This is a genomic window from Sphingomonas sp. Ant H11 (assembly GCF_000797515.1).
Classification (GTDB): Bacteria; Pseudomonadota; Alphaproteobacteria; order Sphingomonadales; family Sphingomonadaceae; genus Sphingomonas.
Window position 1 is genome coordinate 118281 of record NZ_JSBN01000002.1, and the last position, 25968, is coordinate 144248.

Consider the following 25968-nt stretch of genomic DNA (forward strand, 5'->3'; position numbering starts at 1 on the left):
TCTGCGGGACGATTGTGCCTCATTGCCGGTCAACCGGCTCGACGTGATCTTGGGAGGCACGCTTCAGCGGATGAGAAAAGCGCAACGTCAGGAAGGTCGTCAAGCTGAGAACCGCCGCGATGTCGTAGAGACCATAGCCGACTGCGGCCCCCAGCGCTCCGGTCGCCCATAGGCTTGCAGCGGTAGCGGTCCCGGAAGCCTTTCCGCCATGCTTCAAAATGGCGCCACCGCCGATGAACCCGACGCCTGTGATCAATCCTTCGAGCAGACGTGCTTGGGCAGGAGACGTGCGACCGAGAATGGCGATAGCGACAAGCACGAACCCGCAACTGGCGATGGCGACCAACGGAAAGGTTCGGATGCCAGCGCTGCGTTCGTCCTTCTCCCGGTCCCAGCCAACCGGAAGCGCTAGCGCATACGCCAGCGCGAGGCTGACGATATGGGAAAGGGCTTCCCACAATGACGGCAGCAGCATCATGCGGCCGAGCCCGCGGCTTTTCCGCTTGCTGCCTTGTCCGCTGAATCTCGATAGGCGGGCGCCCTCTTGCAGGTCATGGCGCGCGCGCCGGGGCGCTCGAGCGTGATCAGGTCGCCGCCTGAGATCGACACGTTAAGATTTGGGCCGACGTAGGTCAGCCCGCTTGCCGGCGAAGTCACTCGCATCGGGGCTGCGTTCGGATTTGTCTTTATAGCGAGGGTCAGGCCATCGCCGAGAAAATCGACATCGAGGCGTGAACCATCAGGACATGCGTAGAAATGCTCGCCAATGAAGTCGGGCATCTGACGATCACGGGATGCTTTGGCCTCGCTGTCGCTCGCAGATGGCGAGCAGCCGAGCAGGCCCGGCGCCAGGGCAAGCCCGGTTGCGATGATGATCCATCGAACCGGACCGCTGCTAGGTCGCCGAGCCGTCATCTCCCTGTCTTCCCACGATCTATCGCCATGGGCGCTACAGGGGGCACGCCCATGGCGCGGGCCGTTCTCACACGGACACCCGAAGGACTCGTTGTGCGGCGGCCGATCCACAGCAGTTCAGTCGAACAATTCGCTCAGGAAGCCCTTGCGGCGACCCTTATGGCCCCGCTCGTCGCCGTGCTTCCCGCCATGATCGCCATGGCCACGATCGTCGAACATCCCGGCGCGACCGCCGCTCGCCGGCGGCGCGATGTCGCCGCCGGCGCTGCGCTCGATGATCTTGTCGAGTTCGCCGCGATCGAGCCAGACCCCGCGACATTGCGGGCAATAGTCAATCTCGATGCCTTGGCGCTCGCTCATGACGAGATCAACCTTGCAAGTCGGGCACAACAGACCTTGTGAGGTTCTGTTCTCTACCATGACGACACCCTTTCTTTTGGATTTAAGAAGCAAATGACGATCAGCCAATGTCCGCCGCGTTCGACAGCGTGTCAGTCATTGGCGGCATTGCGAGCAGCGGGCGGTTTAATCGGCCGTGGGCGGTTTCGCGTGGATCGCCCCGGCAATCGGGACTGACGGCGCAGAAGGGCCAAAAAAGCCGCATCCTGCTGACGCATGGTCCGGCGCAGGCCCTTGCGCATCATGCGGCCGACCAAGGCGCCGACGATACCCCGACATTCGACTGAATGGTGAACACAGACGCCGTTCGCGATAGGCTCGATCTCGTAGCGTTCGTCCAGGGTGAGAAAACCTCGCACACCCATCTGCCATCCGATGAGCTGGGGTTTCGTCAGCCGGTTGATGATCATTTGCGTCGTCATTTTCCGATCGCCGCCGAACAGGAGCCATGTCACATCGATTTCGGCACCACGTTCGGCCTCGCCCGCGATGCGATATACGGGGTGCCATCGTGCAAAGCTCCTTAGATCGGAGATCAGCGACCAAACGCGGAGCGCTGACATGTTGAAATCGAAACTCGTCTCTTCCTTCATGACTGCCTGTCCTGTCGGGGCCCGACACGGCCGAACCGGAGGCCGCGCAAAAGCGGCCTCCTCCCCGATTAAGCGGGAAATTGATGGGAGCTGCGTGGACGCCAGGGGCTGGTACGGACCAGGCCCCGGTGCGTGCGGGCCGATCCTCATTGGCTAGGGCTTTCCAGCGTTTTACTGGCCTTGCCCCCGATGACCTCTACGGCTTCGAGAGTGATGAGGCCGATGTCAGGCACATCATCCAGACTGGCAACGAACGCGCGCAACGCATCCTCAAAATCGACGATCTCGATCACCACGGCTCGATCACTTTCGAGCACATGGCGGCGGTGGACGTGCGACGACGCCCCAAACCCGATCAGCGCCTCAAGCACCGTGAGACCCGCCATCTTCCGATCGCGCGCCAGCGAGGCGACATGTTCGAAAACCTTGCGATCGCCGATATAGGCCGCTTCGTCTGTGTAGATCCGCAGCAATTTTCGAGCGGGTTGTCCCATCACGCTTCTCCTATCAAAGGGGCAGGATCCTCGTCGTGCGGGGTGCTACCCTCTTGTTCTTTTTGGTCCTGGGTTCGCCCGAGGATCACTTTCGCGAGCGCCGGCAGCACGAGCAAGGTAAGGATAGTTGCCGCAATCAGGCCGCCGATCACGACCGTCGCAAGCGGCTTCTGGACCTCAGCGCCGGTACCGTGCGCGAGCGCCATCGGCACGAAGCCGATCGCCGGCACGAACCCCGTCATGATGACCGCGCGCATCTTCTCGGCCATGCCTTCGCGAATCGCCTGCGCGATAGGCAGTCCACCTTCACTCCGGTCTCGGATCGCCGTCATGACGACAAGCCCGTTTAGCACCGCCACGCCGGCGAGGCAGATGAACCCAACCGCCGCCGACACCGAAAAGTTGATGCCCGTCAGCGCCAGTGTGAACACGCCGCCGGCGAGGCCCAGTGGAACCGCCAGGAACACCGATGCCGCCCTGCCGAACCCGCCGAGCGCCATATAGAGGAGCCCGAAGATGGCCAGGAAGCAAAGTGGAACGACGATCGACAGTCGTTTGGACGCTGCAGCCAGGTTCTCGAACTGGCCACCCCACTCAAGATAGTAGCCGGCCGGTAGCTTGATCTGCGCGATCTTTGCCTGCGCCTCCTGTACGAACGACCCGGCATCTCGACCGCCCAGGTTAACCTGAACAACGACGCGACGCTTGCCGTTCTCGCGGCTGATCTGGTTCAGACCCTCGGTCAGCCGGATTTGCGCGACTTGCGCCAGTGGCACCTGCCCACGCGGACGACCCGCTACCTCGGGTAGCAGCACCGGCAACGAGCGGATGTCGTCGAGATTGGCACGGGTCGCATCTGGCACACGCACGGTGATATCAAAACGCCGATCGCCCTCGTACACACGCCCGGACTCACGACCGCCGAGTCCAGCCGCAACGGTATCCGCGACATCGCGGATGGTCAGGCCGTACCGCGCGATCGCCGCGCGATTGAGCTTTACGTCGAGCGCTGGCGCGCCCCCGACCTGTTCGGCCTTGACGCTCGCCGCGCCGGGTACCGTCTGGAGCACCCGCACCATTTCGCCAGCGGTCTGCGCCATCTTGTCAAGATCGTCGCCGTAGATCTTGATCGCGACGTCGCCGCGGACGCCCGCGATCAGCTCGTTGAAACGGAGCTGGATCGGCTGACTGACCTCATAAAGATTGCCGAGCAGTCCGCCGGTCGCCTTTTGGATCTTGGCAACGATGTCGGCCTTGGTCGTGCCCTTGGCCCATTCCTCCTTCTCCTTCAGGATCACAAACCCGTCCGAGACGTTCGGCGGCGCCGGGTCAGTTGCGGCTTCCGCGATGCCCGTCTTGGAGAACATCAACGCGACTTCCGGCACCTTTATCACCGCCTCCTCGACCTTGCGTTCCATCAACAGCGATTGTTCGAGGCTGACCGAGGGCACGCGCGTAGACGCGAAGGCGAGATTTTTCTCGTCGAGCTGGGGGATGAACTCGGAACCGAGCAGTCCAAAGGCGGGGATCGCCGCCAGGAAGAAGGCAAGCCCGCCGATGATGAACGGCCACGGCTTGGCGATCGCCCTGTCGAGCAGTGGAAGGTAGCGCTCTTTGGACTTGCGGATCAGCCACACATCCTTCTCCGCGACCTTGCCGCGGATCAGGATTGCGACCAGCGCCGGAACCAGCGTGATCGCCAGCACGAACGCCGCCACCAACGCGAGCATGATCGTGATCGCCATCGGCGAAAACGTCTTGCCTTCGGTGCCGGTGAAGGTCAGCAGCGGTGCAAATGCCAGGAGGATGATGGCCTGACCAAAAACGGTCGGCTTGATCATCTCCTGCGCGGCCCGCATGGTCTCCTCCAGCCGCTCCCTGACCGAAAGCAGCCTTCCCTCATGTTCTTGCCTATGCGCCAATCGGGCGAGGCAGTTTTCGATGATGATGACCGCGCCATCGACGATCAGCCCAAAGTCAAGCGCGCCCAGGCTCATCAAATTGCCGGGGACGTTGAACGCGTTCATTCCCATGGCCATCATCAGGAACGAGAACGGGATTACCAGCGTCGCGATCACCGCGGCGCGCCAGTTGCCGAGCAGCAGGAACAGCGACGCCGCGACGAGGATCGCGCCTTCGGTCAGGTTGCGCTGGACCGTGGCCACCGTTGCCCCGACCAGCGCCGCGCGGTTCAGCACCACCTTAACCTGGATGCCGGGCGGCAACGTCTTTGCTATCTGATCGAGCTTGGTAGTCGCCTGTTCGGCCACGACCCGGCTGTTCTGTCCAATCAGCATCAGCACCGTGCCGATGACCGCTTCGCGGCCGTTCATGCTGCCAGCGCCGGTACGCAGGTCACCGCCAACACGAACGTTGGCGATCTGGCCGATCGTGATCGGCGTCCCGCCCCGCGTAGCGGCGACCGCGTTGCGGATTTCGTCAACGGTACGCACGCGGGAGTCGACGCGCACAAGGTACGCTTCACCACCGCGGTTGTAGTAGTTCGCGCCCACCGCGAGATTTGCGTTCTCGAGAGCTTGGCCAAGTTCACTATAGGAGATGCCATAGCTGGCTAGTTTCGTCGGATCAGGCTCAACCACGAATGTCTTAGCGAAGCCGCCGATCGAGTCGACGCCGGCAACGCCCTTAACCGAGCGAAGCTGCGGACCGATGATCCAGTCTTGGACAGTTCGCAGATAGCTCGCCTTGGCCACCGCGTCCGTTAGTCGTTCGCCTTCGGGCGTCAGATAGCTGCCGTCAGGCTGCCAGCCGGGTTGGCCGGCGACCTTTTTCGCGCCCCTGCCGTCCGGATTGGCGTAGCCGACCGTATACATGACGATCTCGCCGAGGCCGGTCGAGACCGGCCCGACCTGCGGCTGCACACCGTCCGGCAATTTTTCGGCCGCTTGGCGCAGGCGCTCACCGACCTGCTGGCGCGCGAAATAGAGGTCGGTGCTGTCGGTGAAGATCGCACTGACCTGGCTGAAGCCGTTGCGCGAGATCGAACGTGTGGTTTCTAGCCCGGGAATGCCTGCGAGCGCAATTTCGACTGGATAGGTGACGAGCTTTTCGATTTCGACCGGCGACAGCCGCGGATCGATCGTGTTGATCTGAACCTGTTTGGTAGTGATGTCGGGCACCGCGTCGATCGGCAGCTTGGAAAGCTGCCACACGCCGAGGCCGGCGATGACGAGGAACAATGCGAGGACCGTCCAGCGTGCGCGGACGGAGAGCGCCATGAGATTTGCGATCATGATCTATTCTTCCTCGCCCGCGCCCTTGCCGAGTTCGGCCTTGAGCAGAAATGCGTTTTTGGTTGCGACTTGGCTGCCTGCCGCGAGACCCTTCAGGATCTCGACCCGGCCGTTGCTGCGTTGTCCGATCGTGATGGTCTGAGCCTTGAAGCCCCGCGCGGTCCGCACGAACACGATGTCACGCCCCTCGAGCGTCTGCACCGCATCCTCCGGCACCACGATCGCATTGCTAGTCGTGCCGCCTCCGCTCGGTAGGAGCCGCACGCGCACCGCGAGCCCTGGCTGAAGGCTGCCCGTCACATCGAGGACAGCAGTCGCCGAGCGCGTGTCATTGGCGAGGCCAGGCGTGACGGCGCGCACCCGTGCTTCCACGGTTCGGCCGTCGGGCAATTCGATAATCGCCCGATCGCCGGGCGATAGCCGCTGTGCATCGGTCGGTCCGACCGCGGCTCGACCTGTATCTTCGACGCATCGGCGACGCGCATCAGCTCGGTCTCGGGCTGGACAAAGGCGCCCAAGCTTACGTTCTCCGAGGTAACGCGGCCGGAAATCGGGCTGGACACCAACACGCCGCGGCCATCGGACGTCACCCGTGCGGCCCCTGCCGCCACGCTGGCGCGGCGCGCCTCAGCCACAGCAGACGCGGCCTCGGCTTCTGCCTGTTCAAGCTCGACCCGCGCCGAGACCTTCTGGCGGAATAGATATTGCTCGCGGGCGAGTGCCTTTTGCGCCAGCGTCGATTTCGCAGCGGCAGCTGTGCGATCGGCAGCAAACTGCGCCGCGTCCCGGCTTTCGACGACGGCGAGCGTTTCGCCGGCACGCACCGGATCACCGAGCCGCTTCATCAATCGCGTGACCGCGCCGCCTGCGCGGGCGGTCACGATCGCTTCGCCTTGCGGTGATGCGCTGACTGTCGCCTGCGCTACGATTTCCGCGCCGAGCCCGCTGGGATTGATCGTCTCGACGGCAATACCGGCCTGCTGGACCGCTTGCGCGGTCATCGCCACCGTGTCGGGGTTTTTTTTCTCCTCTTTAGGGGCGGCGGTGTTGCCGCTTGCCGCTTCGGTCGCGGCAGGTTCACTCGCGGTCCAGCGTGCGATCCCGAAGCCGCCAAGTGCGGCGACGATCGCGACAGCCGCCGCACCGCCAAGAAAGCGCTTATCGTTCATCATCGATCATCTCCGGAAATCGTCGGGGCCGGCGTCGTGAGCCGGTCGAGCCGGGCCTGCGCGTCGTGGTACGCCGCAAGCGCATCGACGTAGGTCTGGCGGGTCTGTGAAAGCGTGCGCTCGGCATCGAGGAGCGCGATCTGGTCGAACTTGCCCTGCGTCCAACCGATCCGCGCTATGCGGGCGGCCTCCTGTGCCGCCGCCAGTCCCGGCCCGCCCGCCGCTCGCGCGGTCGCAGCGGCGTTCGCCACTTCGGTTTGTGCGCTAGCGATCTGTTGCCGGGTATCGATCACGGCGAGGTTGCGCAGCGCGATCGCCTGCGTCTGTTCAGAGCGTGACTGCGCCACGAAGGCGCTGCCGTTGTTGAAGAACGGGATCGGGATCGAAATGCCGACGACCGCGGCGGTGTCGTTGGTCGCCGCCAGTCGGCGGGCGGAGGCGCTGACCGTTACGTCAGGAACCCGCAACGACCGAGCCACGCGAACCTGCGCATCCGCGGTGCGAACATCCGCTTCCGCAGCAACCAAGGCGAGCGTCCCATCAACATCGACGGGCCGGGGCGGTCCGTAATCAGCGATCCGCTCGAACCAGGCGCGATCGAGTGGGCCCATCACCGGCACCGACAACAATGTCTCAAGGTTTGCACGCGCCGCCTGTGCCTGCCGGGCCGCGATATCGGCTGCGACCTGCGCATTGATGCGCAGCACATCGGCGCGCTGTTGCTCGATCGGACCTACATCGCCGGCCTTGACGCGCTCGCTTGAGACCCGGAACGCGTTGTTGGCGATCCCTGCCTGCTCGCTCAGCACTTCGGCACGGCGCTCGGCGGCGGCGGCTTCGATATAGAGCTGCGTAATCCGCAAGCGGAGATCCGCCTTCGCGATTTCAGCCTGGACTTGCGCGCGACTGAGGCGTGCGGTTGCAAGCGCGACACGCGCTGGCCGCTTGCCGCCCAACTCTAGCGGGAGCGCCACGCCAACCGTCGTCTCGGAGCTTCGCAAACCCTTGTAGACGCCGGTCCCCGCAAGATTCTCAACCTGCGCCTGCACTTCTGGGTTGGGGCGCAAGCCTGCGACACGCCGCGCCGCGGTCGCGGCATCGACGCCGGCCGTGGCCGCCGCGATCGACGGAAGTGGAGCCGATCCGCTCCCCCCCCGATGCCGCGCCGTTGTCGAGGACGGCCGACGGGATGGATGGCATGCCGCCCGCAGCGAGAGCGTTCTCGAGCGAGAACGCATCGGCCGATTGTGACGAAGTGGTCGCCGCCGGAATGCCGGGCGGCGTTGTTGTTTGCGCCCCGGCCGCACCGGCAAGGGACGCCGCGACCATGACGGCCGCGATTGTACGATACATGGATGATAACTCCTGACGAACCGGGTTCGCCCCGCGCGGCAATTGCCGGCGAGGTCAGCGGATCCTCAGGCTTGGGGAGGCCTCAGCGCCGGATCGGCGGTAGAGAGCGGCCGCATGGAATGACTCGCGAAGACGGGGGCGACCCGAAGATCGCGCGTCAGTGCTGCGTTGGTAGCCTTGACCGGCGCTGCGACGTGATCGCCATGGCAACCACCGTGATGATGAGGATAGCCCTTGTCGCTATCAGAAGGCACTTGGTCGGCGTCGCCAGGTACATGGCCTAACGCAACTTCGTCCACGCGCGCCTCATGGGATGAAGCGCTAACATCCGGTCGCTCCAGCACATGCGCAGTCGCCGTCGTTCCCAAGGAGAGGGCGATCGTCAAATACGCAAGGATGTTCAGCAGGCGTCGCACGGATCACGCTCTAACAGGAACGCAGGTAACGGGCTAGTCCGCTCGTCGCATGAAGAAATAAAGCCGTCATCGGAAAGTCTGCAATAAAATAGGACGTGCCTTGCGCCATATCGGGATCGCCTCGGCACGCACCCACTCGCCTAGGAATATACACGCGCGTTCGGGCTGCATCAGCCGGTGGCCGCAGCGGCTCGGCGCCGGTTGAGGATGAACCCGCCGATTACCGCGATGAACATCAGGAGCTGAGCCGCCATCGATTGCAAGGTCGGGAAGATACCGAGCATAGAAACGCGGATCCCGCCGCCAAGCGGCGCAATGTCGATGATGCCGGCTTCCTGTAGCGCCGACACGCCCTTGCCGGCGAGGACTACGGTGAGGATGGCCATCAGCCAAGCACTGTAGGCAAAGAATTTCGCGATCGGCAGGGCGCGGCTGTAGCGCAACATGGCCCAGGCAATGAGCCCGAGCAGAACGACCGCCGAGCCGGCGCCCGCCAACATCATGCCGCCATTGCCCTGGGTCCAGAGCGCGGCATAGAACAGCATCGTCTCGAACACCTCGCGATAAACGACGATGAAGGCCAGGCCGAACAGGAACCAGGCCGACTGCTTCGACAATGCGTGCGATATCTTCTCGCGGATGTAGCGCTGCCATTGGTCCGCCTGCGCCTTGCCGTGCATCCAGATCCCCACGGAGAGCAGGACGACAGCCGCGAACAGCGACCCGAACCCTTCGGTAAGCTCCCGGCTCGCGCCGCTGATCCCGATCGCATAGGTCGCGATTCCCCATGTGACCGCGCCGACTATGAGCGCCCCGATCCAGCCGCCATGGACATAGGGCAGCACTTCAGGCCGCTCGGCCTTGCGGAGGAAAGCGATCATCGCGACGACGATCAGCAGGGCTTCGAGCCCCTCGCGCAGCAGAATGGTGAAGGCGCCCAGGAAGGTCGATGCGCTGCTCGCTGCGTCCGGGGACAATGCCGCGTCGGCATCGTCGAACAGGCCGTCGAGCACCTGGACGCGCGTGGCAACCTCGTCGGCGGGGCGACCTTGCTGGAGTGATGCCCGAAATTCGCCCATGGCGCTTTCGATGTGCCCCATGAGCGTTGCGTCGCGCGCGGTCAGCATCGGCTCGAGTGGCTCGAAGCCATCGAGATAAGCCGAAAGCGCGAGTTCCTGGGCAGCGTGACGGTCGCCACCGCGGTACGCGGCAAGGCTCCGTGCCAGTTTTTCGCGCGCGATGGTCAGCGAGCCGGGTGCCTGCCGGATCACCGCGTCCGGGTGACGGCGCAGATAGGCGATCACCGCGTCGGCCTTGGCAGGTCCGATCGTCTTGGCAAGCACCTCCGGGGTCAGTCCCGCCAGTGTTGTCAGGTCGGGGATCATGTGCCGCAGGCCGGGATCGGATTTCCACAGCCGCTCGCCCTGGCTTGCAAGGGCGTCGGGAAAGGCAAAGCGACCGGCATAGAAGGCCAACGCCCAGCGATCATCGCTCGGCAAGGTCGCAAAGCTTTGCATCGCCGTGCCGTCGATGCCCTGGTCGATGACCTGGTACAGCGCGAAGGGACTGCGTTGCCGCGCGCGCGTTATTTCGCTGAAGGCGATCGGCGGCGTGGTGAGCTTCGCCGCGTCGGGGCCATGCCCATCCCCGGTCATGCCGTGACAACTCGCGCAATTCTGCGCGAACAACGTGGCGCCGCGGGCGAGGTCGGGCGCCTTGCCCGGCGCGAGCGGCACGGGATAGGCCTTGAGCAGATCGGCGGCGAGGCCATGGGCGATGCGGGCGACCTCTTCGGGCGTTCCCTTCGCGGCGATGACGCCCTGAAGTCGAGCTGCGCCCGCGATCAGCTTCCCGCGCGCCGGCGTGGGCGACAGCGTCGAAAGGCGAGTCGATACCGAGGCCGCGAATTCGGTCATCTCGGCATATTCGGAAGGACTCTTCACCCGTCCGCCGCTGACAGCACCGCCATAGTCGACCGCCATATAATCAAGTAGCCGCCATGCCGTCTGGACGTCGGTCGTTTGGGCATGGGCCGCGACGCTTGTGCCAAGGGCAAACAAGAGGGCGCCGAGCACCGCCAGCGCGCGGCGCAACGAGACCGTCCGCAAGAGAATCGACAAAGGGCTGTTTGAAGGCGTAAACATGCGCAACGTCTACACCCTCTAGCCGCTAGAGGGTCAAGTGGTTTTGCGACTTGTTTGCATTAGCTGCTGGCAATTGCGAACGGTGGTATCATCAACCGCCCTGCTCAGCTGAACGTGGCGGAATCCGGCGCCAATGTCTCGATGATGCGGCACTCGGAAATAGTGCCCTGTCCGCACTGGACAATCACGTTGCTCAACTCGGACCTCAAAGTATTCAGATCGCGGAGCTTTCGGTCGATTTCGGCGAGATGCTCCCGCGCGATCGCGTCCACCGCCTTGCAAGAAATATCCTTCTGGTCGGCGAGCTTGAGCAACTCCTGAACCTGGTCGATCGAGAAACCCAGCGCGCGAGCCCTGCGAATGAAACTGAGCCGTGCGAGATGTTGGGCGGTGTAGGCGCGATAGTTGTTCTTTGTTCGGGCGGGCGCCGCCAACAAGCCGATGCTCTCATAATAGCGGATCGTCTCCACCTTGCTGTCGGTGGCTTTGGCGAGACTCCCGATGCTGAGCGGCTCGGTGGACATATCGTTTGACCCTCTAGTGACTTCAGACTGTATAGTGGGTGTCATGTCGAAAAGTCGAGGTGACGCAATGTTCGAGCAGACCGGGACGAGCCCCATAGCGATAGGGCGCCGGTGGCGCTTCAAGGTCCAGGGGCTAGACTGCCAGAATGAGGTTCGATTGCTCAGAGAAGCGCTTATCCCACTCGTTGGAGATGAGCGGTTTTTGTCGTTCCAGCCGAAGCTTGGCCTGCTCGACGTCGATGTCGCGTCCGGCCTCACAGTCGAAGCCGTGATCGCGGCCGTATCGACCACCGGGATGACCGCCGAGCTAGATGGTCAGAGCGGTATCTCAAAAGATGCCGCAGGAGCCGACGGTTGCAGAAGCTGCTCGGGTGAACCGGCGCCCGTTGCCCAGGCTCTCCCGGACCATCCGGACGGCGTCATTTTCGAAATCCATGGCATGGACTGCGGTGACGAAGTCGCGGTGCTCAAGCGCGAACTCGGTCCGATCGTAGGGCCGGAAAATCTGTCGTTCGATCTCATCAACGGTCGCATGTCGATCGCGAGCGGTGCCGATCTCTCTCTTCACGCCGACATCCTAAGGGCAGTCGAACGCACGGGGATGCGCGCCGAACTGTGGAAAGAAGGCGAGCGCAGTGCCGGTGCGCCAGAGGAGCAGCGGCGACGCCGGGTTCAGGCCGGGCTGACCATCGCAAGCGGCGCTTTGGTCCTGGTCGGTTTTGCGATTCACGCGCGCGCAAACGGCTTCGCTGCGGTACTGCACGAGAGTCTGGCGCGCGAGGCGCACCCCCCGGTTCTGGCGATGCTCGCTTATTCCTTGTCGGTCCTGTCGGCAGTTCGATACGTCGCACCCAAGGCGATCCTCGCGGCGCGGCGACTCCGGCCGGACATGAACCTGCTCATGCTGGTCGCGGTGGCGGGTGCCCTCGGCATCGGCCAATGGTTCGAAGCGGCGACTGTCGCATTTTTTCTTCGCCCTTGCGCTGGCGCTTGAGGCATGGAGCCTGGGACGTGCCCGCCGTGCCGTCGCCGCACTTATGGAAATCGCGCCGGATTCTGCCCGGATACGAGATGCGGCAGGCGTCGAGAAGGACGTACCCGTTGCCGAAGTTGCGGTCGGAACCCATGTGATCGTTCCCCCGGGCGGAAAGATACCGCTCGACGGCTATGTGGTTGCGGGGACGAGCGCGGTCAATCAGGCGCCAATCACGGGCGAAAGCGTACCCGTTACGGTGACGCAAGACGCGGTGGTCTATGCCGGGACCATCAACGGCATGGGCGCGCTCGAGATCGTAACCACCCGGCCAGCCTCCGACACCACGCTCGCGCGTATCGTGCGCATGGTCGGCGAGGCGCAGAGCAAACGGGCTCCGAGCGAACAGTGGGTGGAACGCTTCGCGCGGATATACACGCCGGTCGTGATGGCGCTTTCCCTGGCGGCATTCCTCGTGCCGCCGCTTCTGCTCGGGGGAAGTTGGGCCGCATGGTTCTATCAAGCGCTGGTGTTGCTCGTCATCGCCTGTCCCTGCGCCCTGGTCATCTCGACCCCTGTCAGCATAGTCGCAGGATTGACCGGCGCGGCCCGGCGGGGCGTGCTGATCAAGGGAGGTGTCCATCTGGAAACGCCTGCCCGCCTCACGGCGATTGCGATGGACAAGACCGGCACACTCACGCTTGGCCGCCCCAAGGTGATCGAAATCATACCGATCGGCACCCGGAGCGAATCTGAGTTACTGTCATTTGCTGCTGCCGTTGAAGCCCGCAGCGAACACCCCATTGCGCGCGCAATCCTCGCCATTGCAGCGGAGCGCGGCATAGACGTGGTCCCCGCGAAAGACGTGACGGCTGTCCCGGGCCTAGGGGTTGTTGGCAAGATCAATGATCGCCACGTCTGGGTCGGTTCTGCCATCTATCTTGAACAGAGGCTCGGCGGCGGCGACAGCGAAAAACTGACAACCGCCTTGAAACGTATCGCTGGAGCCGGACTGACTGGAATCGCGGTCTGGGAATCCATGACAGTGATCGGGTTGATCGCGGTGGGTGATGCGGTGCGACCTGAAGCAAGACTAATCGTTGCACAATTACACGCCCTTGGCATCGCTCAAGTGGTCATGCTCACGGGAGATGCTCGCGCGCCGGCCGAAGCGATCGCGCATGAAACCGGCGTGGATGAGGTTTACGCCGAGCTGCTTCCCGAACAGAAGGTCGAGGCGATAGAAAGACTGGTGGCGCAGCACGGCCTTGTTGCCATGGTCGGTGACGGCGTCAACGACGCGCCGGCGATGGCGCGGGCGAGCCTCGGCATCGCGATGGGCGCGATTGGGAGTGATGCGGCGATCGAGACGGCCGACATCGCACTGATGCAGGACGATCTCTCCCAGCTACCGTGGCTCATTCGGCACTCACGAGCGACACTCACCATCATCCGGCAGAACATCGGCTTCTCGCTTGCGGTAAAGCTCGTCTTCGGGGGGCTGACGCTGCTTGGAATGGCGTCGCTCTGGGGCGCGATAGCAGCAGATGTCGGAGCATCGCTCCTGGTCGTGCTCAACGGGCTGCGTCTTATCGATCGCGACCAGCAGGCGCGATAGCCCGGTTACCGAGCGTCCCGAAGCCACGATCTTCGCTCTTCCATCCCGCAAAGGACTACATTGATATGGCCGGCCAATGTACCGCGAGCATCGACACGGGCTTTGTGACATTGGGCTATGCCAAGGTCGCCCTATTGGGCGTGGTGCAGGGCATTACCGAACTTCTGCCGATTTCGTCGACAGCCCATATGCGCGTCGTACCTGCCGTGCTGGGGTGGCGAGATCCGGGTTCGGCCTTTTCGGCCGCGATGCAGCTTGCGGCGCTCGCCGCCGTTATCAGCTATTTTTGGCGAGACGTTCGCCGTCTTGCGGTCGGGTCAGTGTCGGCGATCAGCCGCCGCGAATTCGCCGATCCCGATCTTCGTCTGGCGACCTGGATCGTGCTGGCAACGATTCCTATCGCGCTGGCGGGCGCGTTACTTTCGAGCAGCCTCAATACATGCAACTCACCCCTTCGCGCATTGCCGGTGATTGGCTGGGCGTGCATCTTGATGGCGGTGCTGATGGCGCTCACCGAAATCCTGGCACGCCACCGCCGCAGCGTCGAGAATGCATCACTGGTGGACGCGCTGCTCGTCGGCCTGGCCCAGGTCGGAGCCCTCATCCCAGGCGTCTCACGCTCCGGATCGACTCTCACCGCTGCGCTCGCACTCGGATTTAAGCGTGAAGAAGCTGCGCGCTTTTCATTCCTGTTGGGCATCCCGGCTATCGCTCTCGCCGGATTGAAGGAATTGTGGGAGCTGCACAAAGTCCACCTCGACATGCACGGCTGGTCCATTCTGGCGGTCGGCCTTGGCGTCGCAACCGTTTCAGCATTCGCGGCGATCTGGGCGCTAATGCGCGTCCTCGAGCGCTTCTCCGCCTGGCCCTTCGTCATCTATCGCGGAGTGCTTGGCGTTCTTCTGGTCATCGCGACCACCAACGCCTGGCTAGTCTAAGCGTCAGCCTCCCAACACATCGGGAAATTGGCATGGCAATGCCTCGTCGACGCATCGCGATGCCTATGCCTATGCCTATGCCTAGGAGGTTCACCCAATCTGGTATCAGGCGAATGGTCGTGCAGCTCAGTCAGATGTAGCCACAGTCCGATAGATACTAGATTTCGGCGACGATGAGAGGCGCCGTGACAGGTTCGCCGCTCTTGCAGCAACATCGATCAAATCGTGCTCAATTGGTAGCAGACAATGTTGTGATCAACGGGCATCCGACCTGATCGCCGACGTCGCAGGCACGAACGGTGTCGGCGGAATGGCCTTTGAACGCCATGGTCATTGCTGGCCAGCCCACCGCCAGTATCGGCCGATGCTGGATCGTGAGCTTGTTCGCCTTGGTATCGATCGCGGTGATGACATCGACACCCTGCCCCGTCGTGACGGCAGGCGCCTTCTTGTCCATGCCCGCCATACCGGCATGCCTTTCATATCTCCGCTCATGGATTGAGCGAGGGCCGGACCGGCGGAAGATGGCGGCGGTACGCAATGCGATGCGTAGCGCTCTTATGATGACTTCCTTTTGCTGAGAGGTTGGGGTCGTTTTTGGAAGATGGACGTAGCGGCTTGCGCAGCAACAGCGGCTAAGCGGCCGCCAAAACGAACATTGACACCGGCGAGGCTGCCAGCATGCCACCGACTGAGTATGGCGATCCGGCTCATCACCTCCAAACCAGCGCCAGTCCCGAGCAGGACCTGTAGCTTCCCATTGCTTTCGTGTCGAGCTGCTCAGTAGTAGTCGGCAAGCTTTAGAACCCGCGTCGTTCCGTTCGCGAGCTTAAGCGTTACCCGGCTTCCTGCGGGGCCGTAGCGCCATTGCCAAAGCAATCCCCGCGTATAGGAGCTGTCGATAGGACGACCGTCCACGGCTACAACCTGCTCACCGACGGCCCACCCCGCCCGATCCGCAGGGCTGCCGGATGCCACATGCACGACAGTCAGGTCAGTAGTGGAGGCGGCGAGGCCGAGGCCGCTTCGATCCTTCAGCATCGGCAGGCGCGCCCGAGGAGGGGCGGAACGCAACCACAACTGTCCTTGAGACACGTCCAGTACGATGTCGAATTGTCCGAGCAACGGCATCCCCACATTCCCTACCGTGCTCACCGAGGTCCACCGATCAAGGGCGAGCGCCGGAACTAAGGCGCTCGAGAGCGCGCCCAGGCTCACCTTGTCGGCAACGAAGGCCTTGACGATTTGCACTCCCTCGACCCCGCCAAGGGCGGCGGTGGAGACGGTCTTGCCGACGAGAACGGAGTGCGCCTCGATATAGGCGGAGGATAGCATCAACGCCGACGAACTGCCGAAATCGAGCATCAGCGGCACCGGGTCCAGTCCGGCGATGGACGCGAGCACAAACAATTCCCGTTTGGCCCCGTGCCCGAGCGGAAGTACAGTCCATTCCGGACCCCCCACAAAGCTGGCGGTCTTCTCAAATGCAAACCGCCGTGTCGTGAAATCGAGCGCCAGGCAGCCACCCGCTAGTACGTCTGACCCGAGGATCATGTCGATCGGCCGACCAAAGGCGGCCGAAACCGCCCCCAAGTCTGCAACGACTGCGGAGGGGAGGACGGTAGCATGAGTGTCCAGCATCACCGCGACATTACGGACCAGACCAACCGGAGCCTTGCCGCCCAGGCCGTTGATCCGTCGCGGCTCCAGGTTCGTCAAGCCAAGCTTGGCCGCGAGCGGTTTGCTGATAATTGACGCGCCGCTTCCGCTGTCGAGCACCGCGTCGATTGCTACGCCGGACACCTTGGCCGGCACGATCAGCGTGTCGCCGGTTGCGACTTCTATCGGGCGCCAGACCGGAGGCGTAGCGAAGCCGCCCCAAGACCGACCCCGCTCGGTCCTCGCTGCCAATAGAGGAAGCGGAATGCTCGTCATGAGCCCGGCCCCGAGCCACATGATCGCCGCCCGCCGGTCAGCATGCCAAATCGTCTTGATTTCTTCCCTGGGTTCCACCGAATTTCCATTCGCTTCTCACGAGTCGCGGAGAGGTTCGAGCGTTGCTACATGCTCCAGCCCCTCAAGGATCAAGCCCCCCGACCGAAAATGATACGGCCATGCTGCGGGTTTAGCGATCAGAAGCGTTTCGAGAAGCCCGCCGCGAGAAAAGGATGAGGTGGTTTTGTGCCGGCGGCACCCGTCCCGACGCTAAGGTCAATCTGTATATCGTGCCCGATGATGTACGCGGCCCCAACGTCGAAGATCAACGAAGCACGTCCATTCTTCTCCTCGGCATATTGAAGCCCGGTGTCGACGAAAAAATTCAGGATCTTGCTCGGATTGTAGTTCAACGTAGCTGCGAACAGTCCGGCGGCATAGGAGCGCTTCGTGTCGTCCTCGTACACCGCCACGCCGACGTTGGGGTTCAATGACCATTTGTCGACAAAATTCCAGTCGGCCGCCAAGCGGAAATCCCCGGTTGCGCGCGAGTTACGAAAAGCACTGGAACCAGAAGGTGGAAAGACCCGAACGATTGCGCCGATTGATGGCTGGGTCGATCCCACTGCCTTGACGATATTGTACTTCAGACCAATCGAGGACGGCGCAAACCCGCTGCTGTCCGTATCGACTAGGGCCGGGTCGTGCTGGCGCTGCCGAGTGAACGTGTTGCCTTCGACACGGAACTCCCAGTTCTTGCTGAACCCATATCGCAGCAGCCTCGGAATAAAGGTCGTATGCTCTCGTTCATCGCCGTTGCTGCGATACTCGCGCTGGATAGCCGTCTCGAACTGAAAATGACCCCTGGCCAACCGTCGTGCTTCCATCCGCGATCCCGGGCCGATCGGGATTGATGAAGTCGTCGGAAGGGTCCGCATGAGCTGGAGCTGCCACTGCGAACGCCGCAACGATAATGAGCGTTGTTGATGTGCGAAGATGGCAATGGGGCATCGAAAACTTACTCCGCTCCTGGACGCAATCAGTCGGCACCTAAGCGGCTGGCCGCGCTATCGCTTGAATGACCCGGCACTCGGCCATCGTTCGGGCGCAGCACCCGCTCGCGCTCATGGCGCTCAGCTCGTCGCGCAAGGCAGAAAGCTGGCGAAGCCGATCCTCCACACCGACCAGGTGCCGCGCTGCGATTTCCGCTGCTTCCGCACAGTCGCGCTCCGGTTGATCGGCAAGCGCGAGGAGCGAACGAATTTCCTCGATCGAGAAACCGAGCCTTCGCCCGTTCCGCACGAAGTTCAGGCGATCCACGTCGCCGTCACCATAGGTGCGTCTGCCCGAGGATGTGCGCTCAGGTGTTTCGAGCACACCAATTTGCTCGTAAAAGCGGATCGTCGTCACCTTGGTCGCAGTCGCGCGCGCCAACTCACCAATCTTCATCTCGCATTTGCTCCAAATCATTTGCTGCCATCGAACTTTGCGCTTGCTCCTACAGCAGCTAGAGATTGTAAAGAAGCCAGATGATTGACACCCGAATCGTTAACGCGCCCGCCCGCCATGGACGGGGCGAGCGTTGCCCGACCTCACGGTTGACGGCGTGATCGCGCTTCTGTTCCTTCCTTCCGCGTATGAGATCGTCCGCAATGCGCGGACTGAACTCCGGCCGGCAACCTAGAGGTGCGCAGGATGATCGTTCCGCCGCGCGCGGTTTTGTGCGTGCTGAATGCAACGCTGGTCGCGTGCCTCGCTGGCGCGTCGGTCGCGCAGGCGCAAACGGGGTCTCAACCGGGGGTGCCGACGACTTCGACCGAGGGAGAGGTGCTTAGCCTTGAAGCGGCCTTGTCTCAGGGCGGCGCCGCTTCGCCCTCGATCGCAGCATCGACTGCCGGTGTGCAGGCGGTCACGGCCGCCCGTACGATAGCGGGATTGCGCCCAAACCCCGAGGTTCAGCTGCAAGTCGAAAATTTAGCGGGTTCGGGGCAATATCGAGGCTTCCGCAGCGCTGAATCAAGCGTCGGAATTGCGCTGCCTCTGGAACTAGGAGGCAAGCGCAGCGCGCGGCTTGCGCTGGCGAACGCACGACTGACCCGGGCTGAGATCCAGACCGCAATCGCCGTTGCCGACCTTCGGCTCAGGATCACGCAGCTCTATGTCGAGGCGGCCGCAGCCGAGCGTCGTACAGAAGTGCTGTCGGAGCAGTCTGCTATTGCAGCAAATGCCTTGCGGATCGCAAGCGAACGCGTTCGTGCCGGCGCGGCATCGCCAATCGAGCAGCAACGCGCTGATGTCCTCCGGATCAACGCACAGGTCGCTGCCGACAGTGCGGGGCGGCAGGCACAGGCTGCAAGACTAAATCTCGCCGCGCTCATCGGTCGCCCGATCACGGGGCTGCTTGACCGCGCCTGGTTCGATCAGGTCGCAAGTTTCTATGGGCCCGCTCAGCCCGTCGATGTCGAAGAGACTCTCGCTTTTGCCGCTGCCACCGCCGACGTTCGCGCGGCGGATGCTCAGGTCCGACTAGCTCGCGCGTCACGCATTCCTAACATCACGATCAGCGCAGGAGCCCGTCGTTTGGCGGAGACCAATGACACAGCCGCCGTGGTCGGCGTGAGTGTCCCCATCCCGATCTTTAACAATGGTCGGGCCTTCGTCAGTCAGTCGCAAGCCGAGCAGACGCAGGCTCAGGCGCTGCGCTCCCTCGTGGCACTCGATACCCGCCAGGATATCGCCCGCGCGCAAACCGAAGTCGCCAATGCTGCCGCGACTGCACGCGCTACGGGAGGCCCAGGTCTCGCTGCCGCAGCGGAGGCGGCCAGGATCGCGCGTATCGGTTACTCTCAAGGCAAGTTTGACCAGATCGCGCTGCTAGACGCCGAGCGAACGCTGTCTCAAACCCGGCAAGCCTATGTCGATGCGCTTGCCGCCTACCACGATGCAGTGGCGAGATTGCAGCGTCTGACGACGCCAGCCACCCTCGCCAACGGTGAGGCGCGGCAGTGATGAACTTGGAACATAAGCCGGGTTCCGGCCGCACGTGCCTTGGGCATAAGTCGTATGCTCGCGCCTCGTTTTATCTCGGAGAACACCTATGATCCTTCAGGATAAGCGCCTGCTTGGCAGTGCGGCCGGTGTCGCGTTGATCGCCGCGCTCGGTGGTTTCGCGGTTGCCCGCTATACCACGGGCGGCTCGAAGCCCGTCGAGGCCCCGGCCAGCGTTCCTGCGGCTGCATCGGGCAAGGAGAAGAAGCCGGATACCTTGGCAATGACCGCACAAGCAATGCAGCAAGCTAGCATTGCGACTGAAACGGTCAAGGCAGGCGGTCTGGGTGCCGAAATCGTTAGCCAAGCGACAGTGGCAGCCTCCCCTACTGGCGAGGCGATCGTCACAGCGAGAGCCGGAGGTGCGGTGACGCGCTTGCTCAAGCGCCTGGGCGATCCCGTACGAGCAGGCGAAGCGCTCGCGATCGTCGAGAGCCGTGAGGCGGCTCAATTCGCGGCGGATCGCACGGTCGCAGCTGCCAAATCAGCGCTGGCGCAAAAGGCATTGGCGCGAGAGCAATATTTGTACCGGCAGAAAGTATCCGCGCGGGTCGATCTCGAGCAGGCTCAGGCCGGGGCGACGTCCGCGGCGGCCGAGGCGCGACGCGCGCAGGTCGCCGCGGGAGCGGCAAACGTCACAAGCGATGGTCGCGGTGTCGTCGTCGCAAGTCCGATCACAGGGCGCGTGACCGCCGAAAACGTAAGTCTCGGGGCGTTCGTTCAACCCGAGACCGAACTGTTCCGGGTTGCCGATCCTGCGAAGATTCAGATCGAAGCCGCGGTCGGTCCGGCTGATGCTCAGCGCTTATCCCCCGGTGACCGCGCAATCGTCGAATTGCCCGGCGGGCGGACGATCGAGGCGCGCGTGCGCGCCGTGACCCCTGGCCTTAGCGGGGAGACTCGTTCCGCGACTGCGGTGTTAGATGTTCCCGGTTCTCTGCAGCCGGGTCTCGCAGTCCGGGTGCGGCTCCTGCCAAGCCGCGGCGAGGTTTCGAACGCGATTGTCGTGCCAGAAGACGCCGTTCAGAGCCTTGAAGGTCGCGACGTCGTGTTCACACGCACTGCTAAGGGTTTCCGCGCCCAGAATGTCACTACCGGCCAGCGCAGCGCCGGCCGCATCGAGATCGTGTCGGGCCTCTCAGCCGGGCAGACCATCGCCACCAAGAACGCCTTCCTGCTCAAAGCCGAACTCGGCAAGGGCGCGGGCGAGGAAGAATAACAGATGATCGCCAACCTTATCGCGCTGGCCGTCCGTGCGCGCTGGGCGGTCCTGTTCATCTTCCTGGCGATTGCCGGTCTTGGCCTGTGGCAGCTCACCAAGCTGCCGATCGACGCCGTGCCCGACATCACCAACAAACAGGTACAGATCAACACCGTCGATCGGCGCCTCTCGCCGGTCGAGATGGAAAAGCTTGTCACTTATCCGATCGAAACCGCGCTGGCTGGCATCCCTGGACTGGAGACGACCCGTTCGATTTCCCGCAATGGCTTTAGCCAGGTATCCGCAATATTCTCGGAAGGCACCGATCTCTATTTCGCGCGCCAGCAGGTAGGCGAACGCCTGACCCAGGCGCGCGATACGTTGCCCGACGGCGTACAGCCGCAGATCGGCCCGGTTACGACCGGTCTTGGCGAAGTCGTGATGTACACGGTCGAATATGCCAATCCTGACGGCAAAGGCGCGAAAATTGTGAACGGCCAGCCCGGCTGGCAATCGGATCGGAGTTACCTGACGCCCGAAGGCGATCGGCTGACGAATGCGGTCGAACAGGCCGGGTTCCTTCGCACCGTTCAGGACTGGATCGTCCGCCCACAGCTCCGCGCCGTTCCGGGCGTGGCCGGCGTCGACTCGATCGGCGGCTACGCCAAGACATTCGTGGTTGAACCAGATCCGGTGAAACTCTCGACCTACGGTATCTCGTATAGCGAGCTTGGCGAGGCGCTGGAGAACGCCAACCTCGCGGTGGGCGCGAACTACTATAACCGCGGCGGCGAAGGCTATTTGGTTCGGCTCGATGCGCGGGTTCGCTCGGTGGATGAAATCAAGAACGCCGTCGCCGCCACACGCGGCGGTGTTCCCATCACCGTTGGCCAGATCGCCAATGTCGAGAGCGGGGGCGACCTTCGCACCGGTGCGGGCAGCGTGAACGGCAAAGAAGCCGTCATCGGCACCGCGTTGATGCTTATCGGTCAGAACAGCCGCATCGTTGCGCAGGATGTCTCTGCAAAGCTCGAGCAGGTATCGAAGACCTTGCCGCCCGGCGTTACCGTCAAGGTGGTGCTCGACCGCTCGAAGCTGGTCAACGCGACGGTCGCGACCGTGCAGCGCAATCTGACCGAGGGCGCGATCCTGGTGGCGGTCGCGCTATTCCTGTTGCTCGGCAACTGCGCGCGGCGCTGATCGCGGTGCTCGTTATTCCCTTCTCGTTCCTCATGATGGCAATGGGGATGAACGCCTTTCGCGTGCCCGGCAACCTGATGAGCCTGGGGGCTCTCGACTTCGGTCTTATCGTCGACGGCGCGGTGATCATCATCGAGAACTGTCTGGCGCGGCTAGCGCACCGGCAGGAACATGAGGGCCGGCTGCTCGCCCTTCGCGAGCGGCTTGAGGAGACCATGCGCGCCGCTCAGGAAATGATAAAGCCGACCGTTTTCGGGCAAGCAATCATCCTGCTTGCCTTTGCGCCGCTGCTCATGTTCACCGGCGTCGAGGGCAAGACGTTCTCGCCGATGGCAATCACGATCATGCTCGCGCTGGTCGCGGCCTTCATCCTGGCGCTGACCTTCGTGCCGGCCATGGTGGCGCTGCTCATTCGCGGCCGGGTCGCCGAGAAGGAAGTGTGGCTGATCCGCAAGAGCAAGGAGCGCTATCTGCCGCTGCTCGACAAGGCGATCGCACGGCCGTGGCCGTTCATCCTCGGCGGACTGGCCTTCTTTCTCGCCGCGGTGCCGGCGTTCGGATTGTTGGGCAGCGAGTTCATCCCGCAGCTCGACGAGAAGAATATTGCCCTCGCCTCGACCCGCGTTCCCTCGGTCAACCTCGAACAGTCGCTCGCTATGCAGCGACAGGTCGAGGCCGCCGTGAAAAAACTGCCCGAAGTCGAGCTGATGTTTTCCAAGACCGGCACCGCTGAGGTTGCGACCGATCCGATGCCGCAGAATATGTCGGACGGCTATATCATTCTCAAGCCCCAGGATCAGTGGCCCGCCAGCGTCCATACAAAAGCCGAGGTGATCGAGCGCATTGAGAAGGTGTCACGTGGTCAGCTCGGTCAAATCTATGAAATGAGCCAACCGATCCAACTTCGCTTCAACGAACTGATCGCGGGTGTTCGCGGTGACGTCGCCATCAAGCTCTACGGCGACGACCTCGACAAGATGGCGCAGACGGCCAGCGAGATGGTTCGCGTCCTGCAATCCATTCCGGGCGCGGGCAGCGTAAAGGCTGACCAGGTTGGTGGTGCGCCGACGCTCGACGTGAAGCTCGATCGCGCCGCCATTGCACGCTATGGTCTCACGATGCGCGAAGTGGCCGACACGGTTTCCGCGGCGCTCGGGGGCCGCGAGTCCGGTTTGCTCTATGAGGGCGACCGGCGGTTCGACATCACGGTGCGCGTGCCCGAAACCACGCGCACCAGCCTGGATGACATCCAGGCGCTGCCGGTGTTGCTTCCCGAGAAGGCCGGGCAAGCTCGCCAGCAAGTGCCGCTCTCGCAAGTCGCGCAGATTCGCGTCACCGAAGGCCTCAATGAGATCAGGCGCGAGAACGGCAAGCGCCGTCTCGCCATTCAGGTGAACTTGTTGGGACGTGATGCCGGGTCGTTCGTCGCCGAAGCGCAGGCCAAGATTGCACAGGTCAAACTTCCGGCCGGCTATTATCTCGAATGGGGCGGGCAGTTCCAGAGTCTGCAGGATGCATCTAAGCGGCTTTCGATCGTTGTGCCGCTCTGTTTCGCGTTGATCTTTGGCCTGCTCTACATGGCTCTCGGCAGCTTTGGACGCGCTACTGCGGTGTTCCTGGCGGTGCCCTTAGGATTGGCGGGCGGCGTGTTCACCTTGGCGCTCACCGGCATTGCATTCTCGGTATCAGCCGCTGTCGGCTTCATCTGTCTTGCGGGCGTCGCCGTACTCAATGGCCTCGTGGTGATGACAGCGATACGCGAACGGATCGAGGCAGGGTTTCCGCTCGCTCAGGCGATCCGCGACGGGATGGCCGAAAAGATGCGCGCCGTCGTCATGACCGGATTTGTGCCGGCGATCGGTTTCGTGCCGATGGCGCTCGCGCACGGCACCGGCGCCGAGGTCCAGAAGCCCCTGGCGACCACTGTTATCGGGGGCTTGGTTGCGGCTACCATTCTCACTTTGCTCGTTCTCCCCGCCATCGCCCGCGTGGTGCTTGGCTGGGGCGAACGCGTGGGCAAGCACCGCGATCCCGAGCCGGATGGCGGCGTGGCGGCGCATCCGACCCCCGAGCCGATCTCGACATGACACAGGAGGCGAGCATGAGCGAACATACCAAATTGCTCCGCATCTACACCGACGAGGCCGCCTATTACGGCGACCGCAAGGTGCTCGAGGTGGTCGCATCCAAGGCGCGTGACGCCAGACTCGCCGGCGTGACCGTGCTTGAGGCGCTTATTGGGTTCGGGCGATCGGCGCATCTTCATCGCAGGCATGTACTCGAAAGCGATCGAGCCGTGGTGATCGAGATCGTCGATTTCGACGCTCGTTTGCGGGCGTTCGTGTCGGACCTGTCCGACGTGCCAGGGATAGGATTGATGACGCTCGAAGCAGTGGAGGTTCTCGGGTCAGAGCTTTCGGTCAGCAGTATACAACCAGAGTGAGGTTTGGGATCAGGGTGAGGATCGTTCTTGGCGACTGATATTCCTTCCGCTTCGTCTCCACGGCCATCATTGCGCCGCTTTGCCCTGTTGCTCGTGCTGGTCGGGGCGGCAATGATTCCCGCCGTGATCCTGCGGATCGAAGGCTGGCGTCCCAACCCGCTGCTCGACACGTTCGTTTTCGGAGCGGCTATCCTCGCTGCGGGGTTCCTTTTGTCATGGGGCGCCGAGGCGGCCGAGAAGCGCATTTCGGCAGGGTTGATCGTGGCGATCGTCGCGCTGATCACCGTGCTCCCTGAATATGCCGTGGATTTTTACTACGCCTATTCGGCGGGCGCGAACCCCGGATCGAATTACGTCCATTATGCCGCGGCGAACATGACCGGCGCAAATCGGCTGCTCGTCGGCCTTGCCTGGCCGCTTCTGGTATTGCTTCACTGGCGGCGAACGCGGGATCGCGCCATTGAGTTACGGCCCGCGAACCGAACCGAAATCCTCTTTCTGCTTCTGCCAAGCATCTATGCCTTCGCGATCGTGGCGAAGGGCCGAATTTCACCCATCGACACCATCGTCCTTATCGCGCTGTTCGGGGTGTATATGTGGCGCGCCAGTCGGAAGGAAACTGGCGCAGACGCTGATGACGACGATGACGACGATGACGACGAGCCTGGCCCGGCCGCGGCGCTCATGCTGCTTTCACCCCTTCGCCAATGGTTAGCCATGGGAGCGCTGACGATCGTCGCAGCCGCGATTATTCTTGTATCCGCCGAACCTTTTGCAGAGTCGATGATCGACTCGGGCCGCCTTTTGGGGTTCGACGAGTTCTTGCTGATCCAGTGGCTCGCGCCGCTGGCCAGCGAAGCGCCTGCCGTCGTCGTGGCGGCGCTGTTCGTGCTGTCGGGCCGCGCCGCGTCCGGCCTCGCGACGATGATGTCCGACAAGATCAATCAATGGACTCTGCTAGTCGGCATGTTGCCGCTGGCGGTCAGCTTGGGCGCGGGGCATCTGACCAGCCTCCCGCTCGACACACGCCAACACGAGGAATTCTTCCTCACTGCCGCACAGTCGTTATTCGGTATCGGCTTGCTGCTGCGTCTTCGCCTCAGTCTGGTGGGTGCGGCGGCGCTCGCTACCCTTTTCGTCGCCCAGGTGGCTTTGGCGGTAATCTGGCAGGGTGACGAACTGCGTATCGTCAACAGTCTGACGTGGCTGGCTTGGGGCTATCTGGCGCTCGCGGCTGGCCTGTTCTTGACGAACCGCAAAGCGCTTGGCGCGCTTTTCAGGAAAACAGGCTAGTGAGACGGCCAGCGTCGTTGAACCGACACGGCCGGCCCGCCGGCAAACGTAGGAGGTG

The 25968-nt window shown here is 63.0% G+C and carries 20 protein-coding genes and 3 pseudogenes; 8 read left to right on the plus strand and 15 right to left on the minus strand.

The features are described 5' to 3' along the window. Window positions 1–19 precede the first annotated feature (19 nt). From NW75_RS00815 to NW75_RS00860, 11 genes and pseudogenes are all read right to left on the minus strand, one after another. Complete coding sequence (locus NW75_RS00815) at window positions 20–475, minus strand: MgtC/SapB family protein (RefSeq protein ID WP_010405579.1); 456 nt, start codon at window positions 473–475, stop codon at window positions 20–22. Continuing rightward, window positions 475–915 carry a hypothetical protein gene (locus NW75_RS00820; protein ID WP_010405576.1) on the minus strand — a complete coding sequence of 147 codons (441 nt, stop codon included), beginning with the start codon at window positions 913–915 and terminating at the stop codon, window positions 475–477. The genes NW75_RS00815 and NW75_RS00820 overlap by 1 nt, the downstream gene beginning before the upstream one ends. A gap of 117 nt (window positions 916–1032) precedes the next feature. Beyond that, on the minus strand, window positions 1033–1275 hold the full coding sequence (locus tag NW75_RS00825; RefSeq protein ID WP_010405574.1) for a TFIIB-type zinc ribbon-containing protein: 243 nt from the start codon (window positions 1273–1275) through the stop codon (window positions 1033–1035). A gap of 131 nt (window positions 1276–1406) precedes the next feature. Further along, entirely contained in the window at window positions 1407–1907 is a 501-nt protein-coding gene (locus NW75_RS00830; protein ID WP_010405572.1) for an SRPBCC family protein, read from the minus strand. Between the two features lie 146 nt (window positions 1908–2053). Continuing rightward, complete coding sequence (locus NW75_RS00835) at window positions 2054–2401, minus strand: DUF190 domain-containing protein (protein WP_033963078.1); 348 nt, start codon at window positions 2399–2401, stop codon at window positions 2054–2056. Further along, window positions 2401–5655: an efflux RND transporter permease subunit gene (locus NW75_RS00840; RefSeq protein ID WP_126849020.1), complete on the minus strand. Its 3255-nt coding sequence runs from the start codon at window positions 5653–5655 to the stop codon at window positions 2401–2403. Before NW75_RS00840 ends, NW75_RS00835 begins: the two co-directional genes overlap by 1 nt. A gap of 3 nt (window positions 5656–5658) precedes the next feature. Beyond that, window positions 5659–6824 (minus strand): annotated as a pseudogene (locus tag NW75_RS00845) (efflux RND transporter periplasmic adaptor subunit). Continuing rightward, a pseudogene (locus tag NW75_RS00850) lies at window positions 6824–8177 on the minus strand (TolC family protein). Before NW75_RS00850 ends, NW75_RS00845 begins: the two co-directional pseudogenes overlap by 1 nt. Window positions 8178–8242: 65 nt before the next feature. Then, entirely contained in the window at window positions 8243–8593 is a 351-nt protein-coding gene (locus NW75_RS23335) for a hypothetical protein (RefSeq protein WP_081988561.1), read from the minus strand. Window positions 8594–8763: 170 nt separating this feature from the next. Then, window positions 8764–10701, minus strand: a complete 1938-nt coding sequence (locus tag NW75_RS00855) for a cytochrome c/FTR1 family iron permease (protein WP_029622657.1) — start codon at window positions 10699–10701, stop codon at window positions 8764–8766. A 140-nt stretch (window positions 10702–10841) separates the two neighbouring features. Then, complete coding sequence (locus tag NW75_RS00860; protein WP_010405566.1) at window positions 10842–11261, minus strand: MerR family transcriptional regulator; 420 nt, start codon at window positions 11259–11261, stop codon at window positions 10842–10844. Here NW75_RS00860 and NW75_RS25590 point away from each other — a divergent pair. The 3 genes from NW75_RS25590 to NW75_RS00870 all read left to right on the plus strand — a co-directional run bounded on the left by NW75_RS25590 (window position 11239) and on the right by NW75_RS00870 (window position 14790). After that, the gene (locus NW75_RS25590) at window positions 11239–12255 is read left to right on the plus strand and encodes a hypothetical protein (RefSeq protein WP_231564854.1); all 1017 of its coding nucleotides are present in this window, start codon (window positions 11239–11241) and stop codon (window positions 12253–12255) included. The two genes, NW75_RS00860 and NW75_RS25590, sit on opposite strands and share 23 nt — an antisense overlap. Beyond that, window positions 12182–13852 (plus strand): heavy metal translocating P-type ATPase, encoded by a 1671-nt coding sequence (locus NW75_RS00865; RefSeq protein WP_231564855.1) that lies wholly within the window; start codon window positions 12182–12184, stop codon window positions 13850–13852. Before NW75_RS25590 ends, NW75_RS00865 begins: the two co-directional genes overlap by 74 nt. A 65-nt stretch (window positions 13853–13917) precedes the next feature. After that, window positions 13918–14790 carry an undecaprenyl-diphosphate phosphatase gene (locus NW75_RS00870; protein WP_010405564.1) on the plus strand — a complete coding sequence of 291 codons (873 nt, stop codon included), beginning with the start codon at window positions 13918–13920 and terminating at the stop codon, window positions 14788–14790. A gap of 229 nt (window positions 14791–15019) precedes the next feature. Here NW75_RS00870 and NW75_RS22590 read toward each other — a convergent pair whose 3' ends face one another. From NW75_RS22590 to NW75_RS00890, 4 genes are all read right to left on the minus strand, one after another. Continuing rightward, on the minus strand, window positions 15020–15256 hold the full coding sequence (locus NW75_RS22590) for a copper-binding protein (RefSeq protein WP_010405563.1): 237 nt from the start codon (window positions 15254–15256) through the stop codon (window positions 15020–15022). A gap of 314 nt (window positions 15257–15570) precedes the next feature. Then, window positions 15571–16803: an aspartyl protease family protein gene (locus NW75_RS00880; protein WP_231564856.1), complete on the minus strand. Its 1233-nt coding sequence runs from the start codon at window positions 16801–16803 to the stop codon at window positions 15571–15573. Between the two features lie 119 nt (window positions 16804–16922). Beyond that, the gene (locus NW75_RS00885) at window positions 16923–17612 is read right to left on the minus strand and encodes a transporter (RefSeq protein ID WP_033963080.1); all 690 of its coding nucleotides are present in this window, start codon (window positions 17610–17612) and stop codon (window positions 16923–16925) included. A gap of 163 nt (window positions 17613–17775) precedes the next feature. Beyond that, window positions 17776–18174: a MerR family transcriptional regulator gene (locus NW75_RS00890; protein ID WP_033963081.1), complete on the minus strand. Its 399-nt coding sequence runs from the start codon at window positions 18172–18174 to the stop codon at window positions 17776–17778. A gap of 279 nt (window positions 18175–18453) precedes the next feature. Between NW75_RS00890 and NW75_RS00895 the strand changes: the two genes are divergently transcribed. The 5 genes and pseudogenes from NW75_RS00895 to NW75_RS00915 all read left to right on the plus strand — a co-directional run bounded on the left by NW75_RS00895 (window position 18454) and on the right by NW75_RS00915 (window position 25910). After that, window positions 18454–19734, plus strand: a complete 1281-nt coding sequence (locus tag NW75_RS00895; RefSeq protein ID WP_033963168.1) for a TolC family protein — start codon at window positions 18454–18456, stop codon at window positions 19732–19734. An 88-nt stretch (window positions 19735–19822) separates the two neighbouring features. Further along, complete coding sequence (locus NW75_RS00900; RefSeq protein ID WP_010405553.1) at window positions 19823–20992, plus strand: efflux RND transporter periplasmic adaptor subunit; 1170 nt, start codon at window positions 19823–19825, stop codon at window positions 20990–20992. Between the two features lie 3 nt (window positions 20993–20995). Continuing rightward, a pseudogene (locus NW75_RS00905) lies at window positions 20996–24261 on the plus strand (efflux RND transporter permease subunit). A 14-nt stretch (window positions 24262–24275) separates the two neighbouring features. Continuing rightward, a complete protein-coding gene (locus NW75_RS00910; protein WP_010405551.1) occupies window positions 24276–24617 on the plus strand; it encodes a DUF190 domain-containing protein in 342 nt (113 codons plus the stop codon). A 93-nt stretch (window positions 24618–24710) separates the two neighbouring features. After that, a complete protein-coding gene (locus NW75_RS00915; protein ID WP_231564862.1) occupies window positions 24711–25910 on the plus strand; it encodes a sodium:proton exchanger in 1200 nt (399 codons plus the stop codon). Window positions 25911–25968 lie beyond the last annotated feature (58 nt).

What these genes read in the sequence shown, in the direction of transcription:
- NW75_RS00815 (WP_010405579.1), bottom strand. Translation starts at nt 475, where the DNA reads ATGCTGCTGCCGTCATTGTGGGAAGCCCTTTCCCATATCGTCAGCCTC.
- NW75_RS00820 (WP_010405576.1), bottom strand. Translation starts at nt 915, where the DNA reads ATGACGGCTCGGCGACCTAGCAGCGGTCCGGTTCGATGGATCATCATC.
- NW75_RS00825 (WP_010405574.1), bottom strand. Translation starts at nt 1,275, where the DNA reads ATGAGCGAGCGCCAAGGCATCGAGATTGACTATTGCCCGCAATGTCGC.
- NW75_RS00830 (WP_010405572.1), bottom strand. Translation starts at nt 1,907, where the DNA reads ATGAAGGAAGAGACGAGTTTCGATTTCAACATGTCAGCGCTCCGCGTT.
- NW75_RS00835 (WP_033963078.1), bottom strand. Translation starts at nt 2,401, where the DNA reads ATGGGACAACCCGCTCGAAAATTGCTGCGGATCTACACAGACGAAGCG.
- NW75_RS00840 (WP_126849020.1), bottom strand. Translation starts at nt 5,655, where the DNA reads ATGATCGCAAATCTCATGGCGCTCTCCGTCCGCGCACGCTGGACGGTC.
- NW75_RS25590 (WP_231564854.1), top strand. Translation starts at nt 11,239, where the DNA reads ATGCTGAGCGGCTCGGTGGACATATCGTTTGACCCTCTAGTGACTTCA.
- NW75_RS00860 (WP_010405566.1), bottom strand. Translation starts at nt 11,261, where the DNA reads ATGTCCACCGAGCCGCTCAGCATCGGGAGTCTCGCCAAAGCCACCGAC.
- NW75_RS00870 (WP_010405564.1), top strand. Translation starts at nt 13,918, where the DNA reads ATGGCCGGCCAATGTACCGCGAGCATCGACACGGGCTTTGTGACATTG.
- NW75_RS22590 (WP_010405563.1), bottom strand. Translation starts at nt 15,256, where the DNA reads ATGGCGGGCATGGACAAGAAGGCGCCTGCCGTCACGACGGGGCAGGGT.
- NW75_RS00885 (WP_033963080.1), bottom strand. Translation starts at nt 17,612, where the DNA reads ATGGAAGCACGACGGTTGGCCAGGGGTCATTTTCAGTTCGAGACGGCT.
- NW75_RS00890 (WP_033963081.1), bottom strand. Translation starts at nt 18,174, where the DNA reads ATGAAGATTGGTGAGTTGGCGCGCGCGACTGCGACCAAGGTGACGACG.
- NW75_RS00900 (WP_010405553.1), top strand. Translation starts at nt 19,823, where the DNA reads ATGATCCTTCAGGATAAGCGCCTGCTTGGCAGTGCGGCCGGTGTCGCG.
- NW75_RS00910 (WP_010405551.1), top strand. Translation starts at nt 24,276, where the DNA reads ATGAGCGAACATACCAAATTGCTCCGCATCTACACCGACGAGGCCGCC.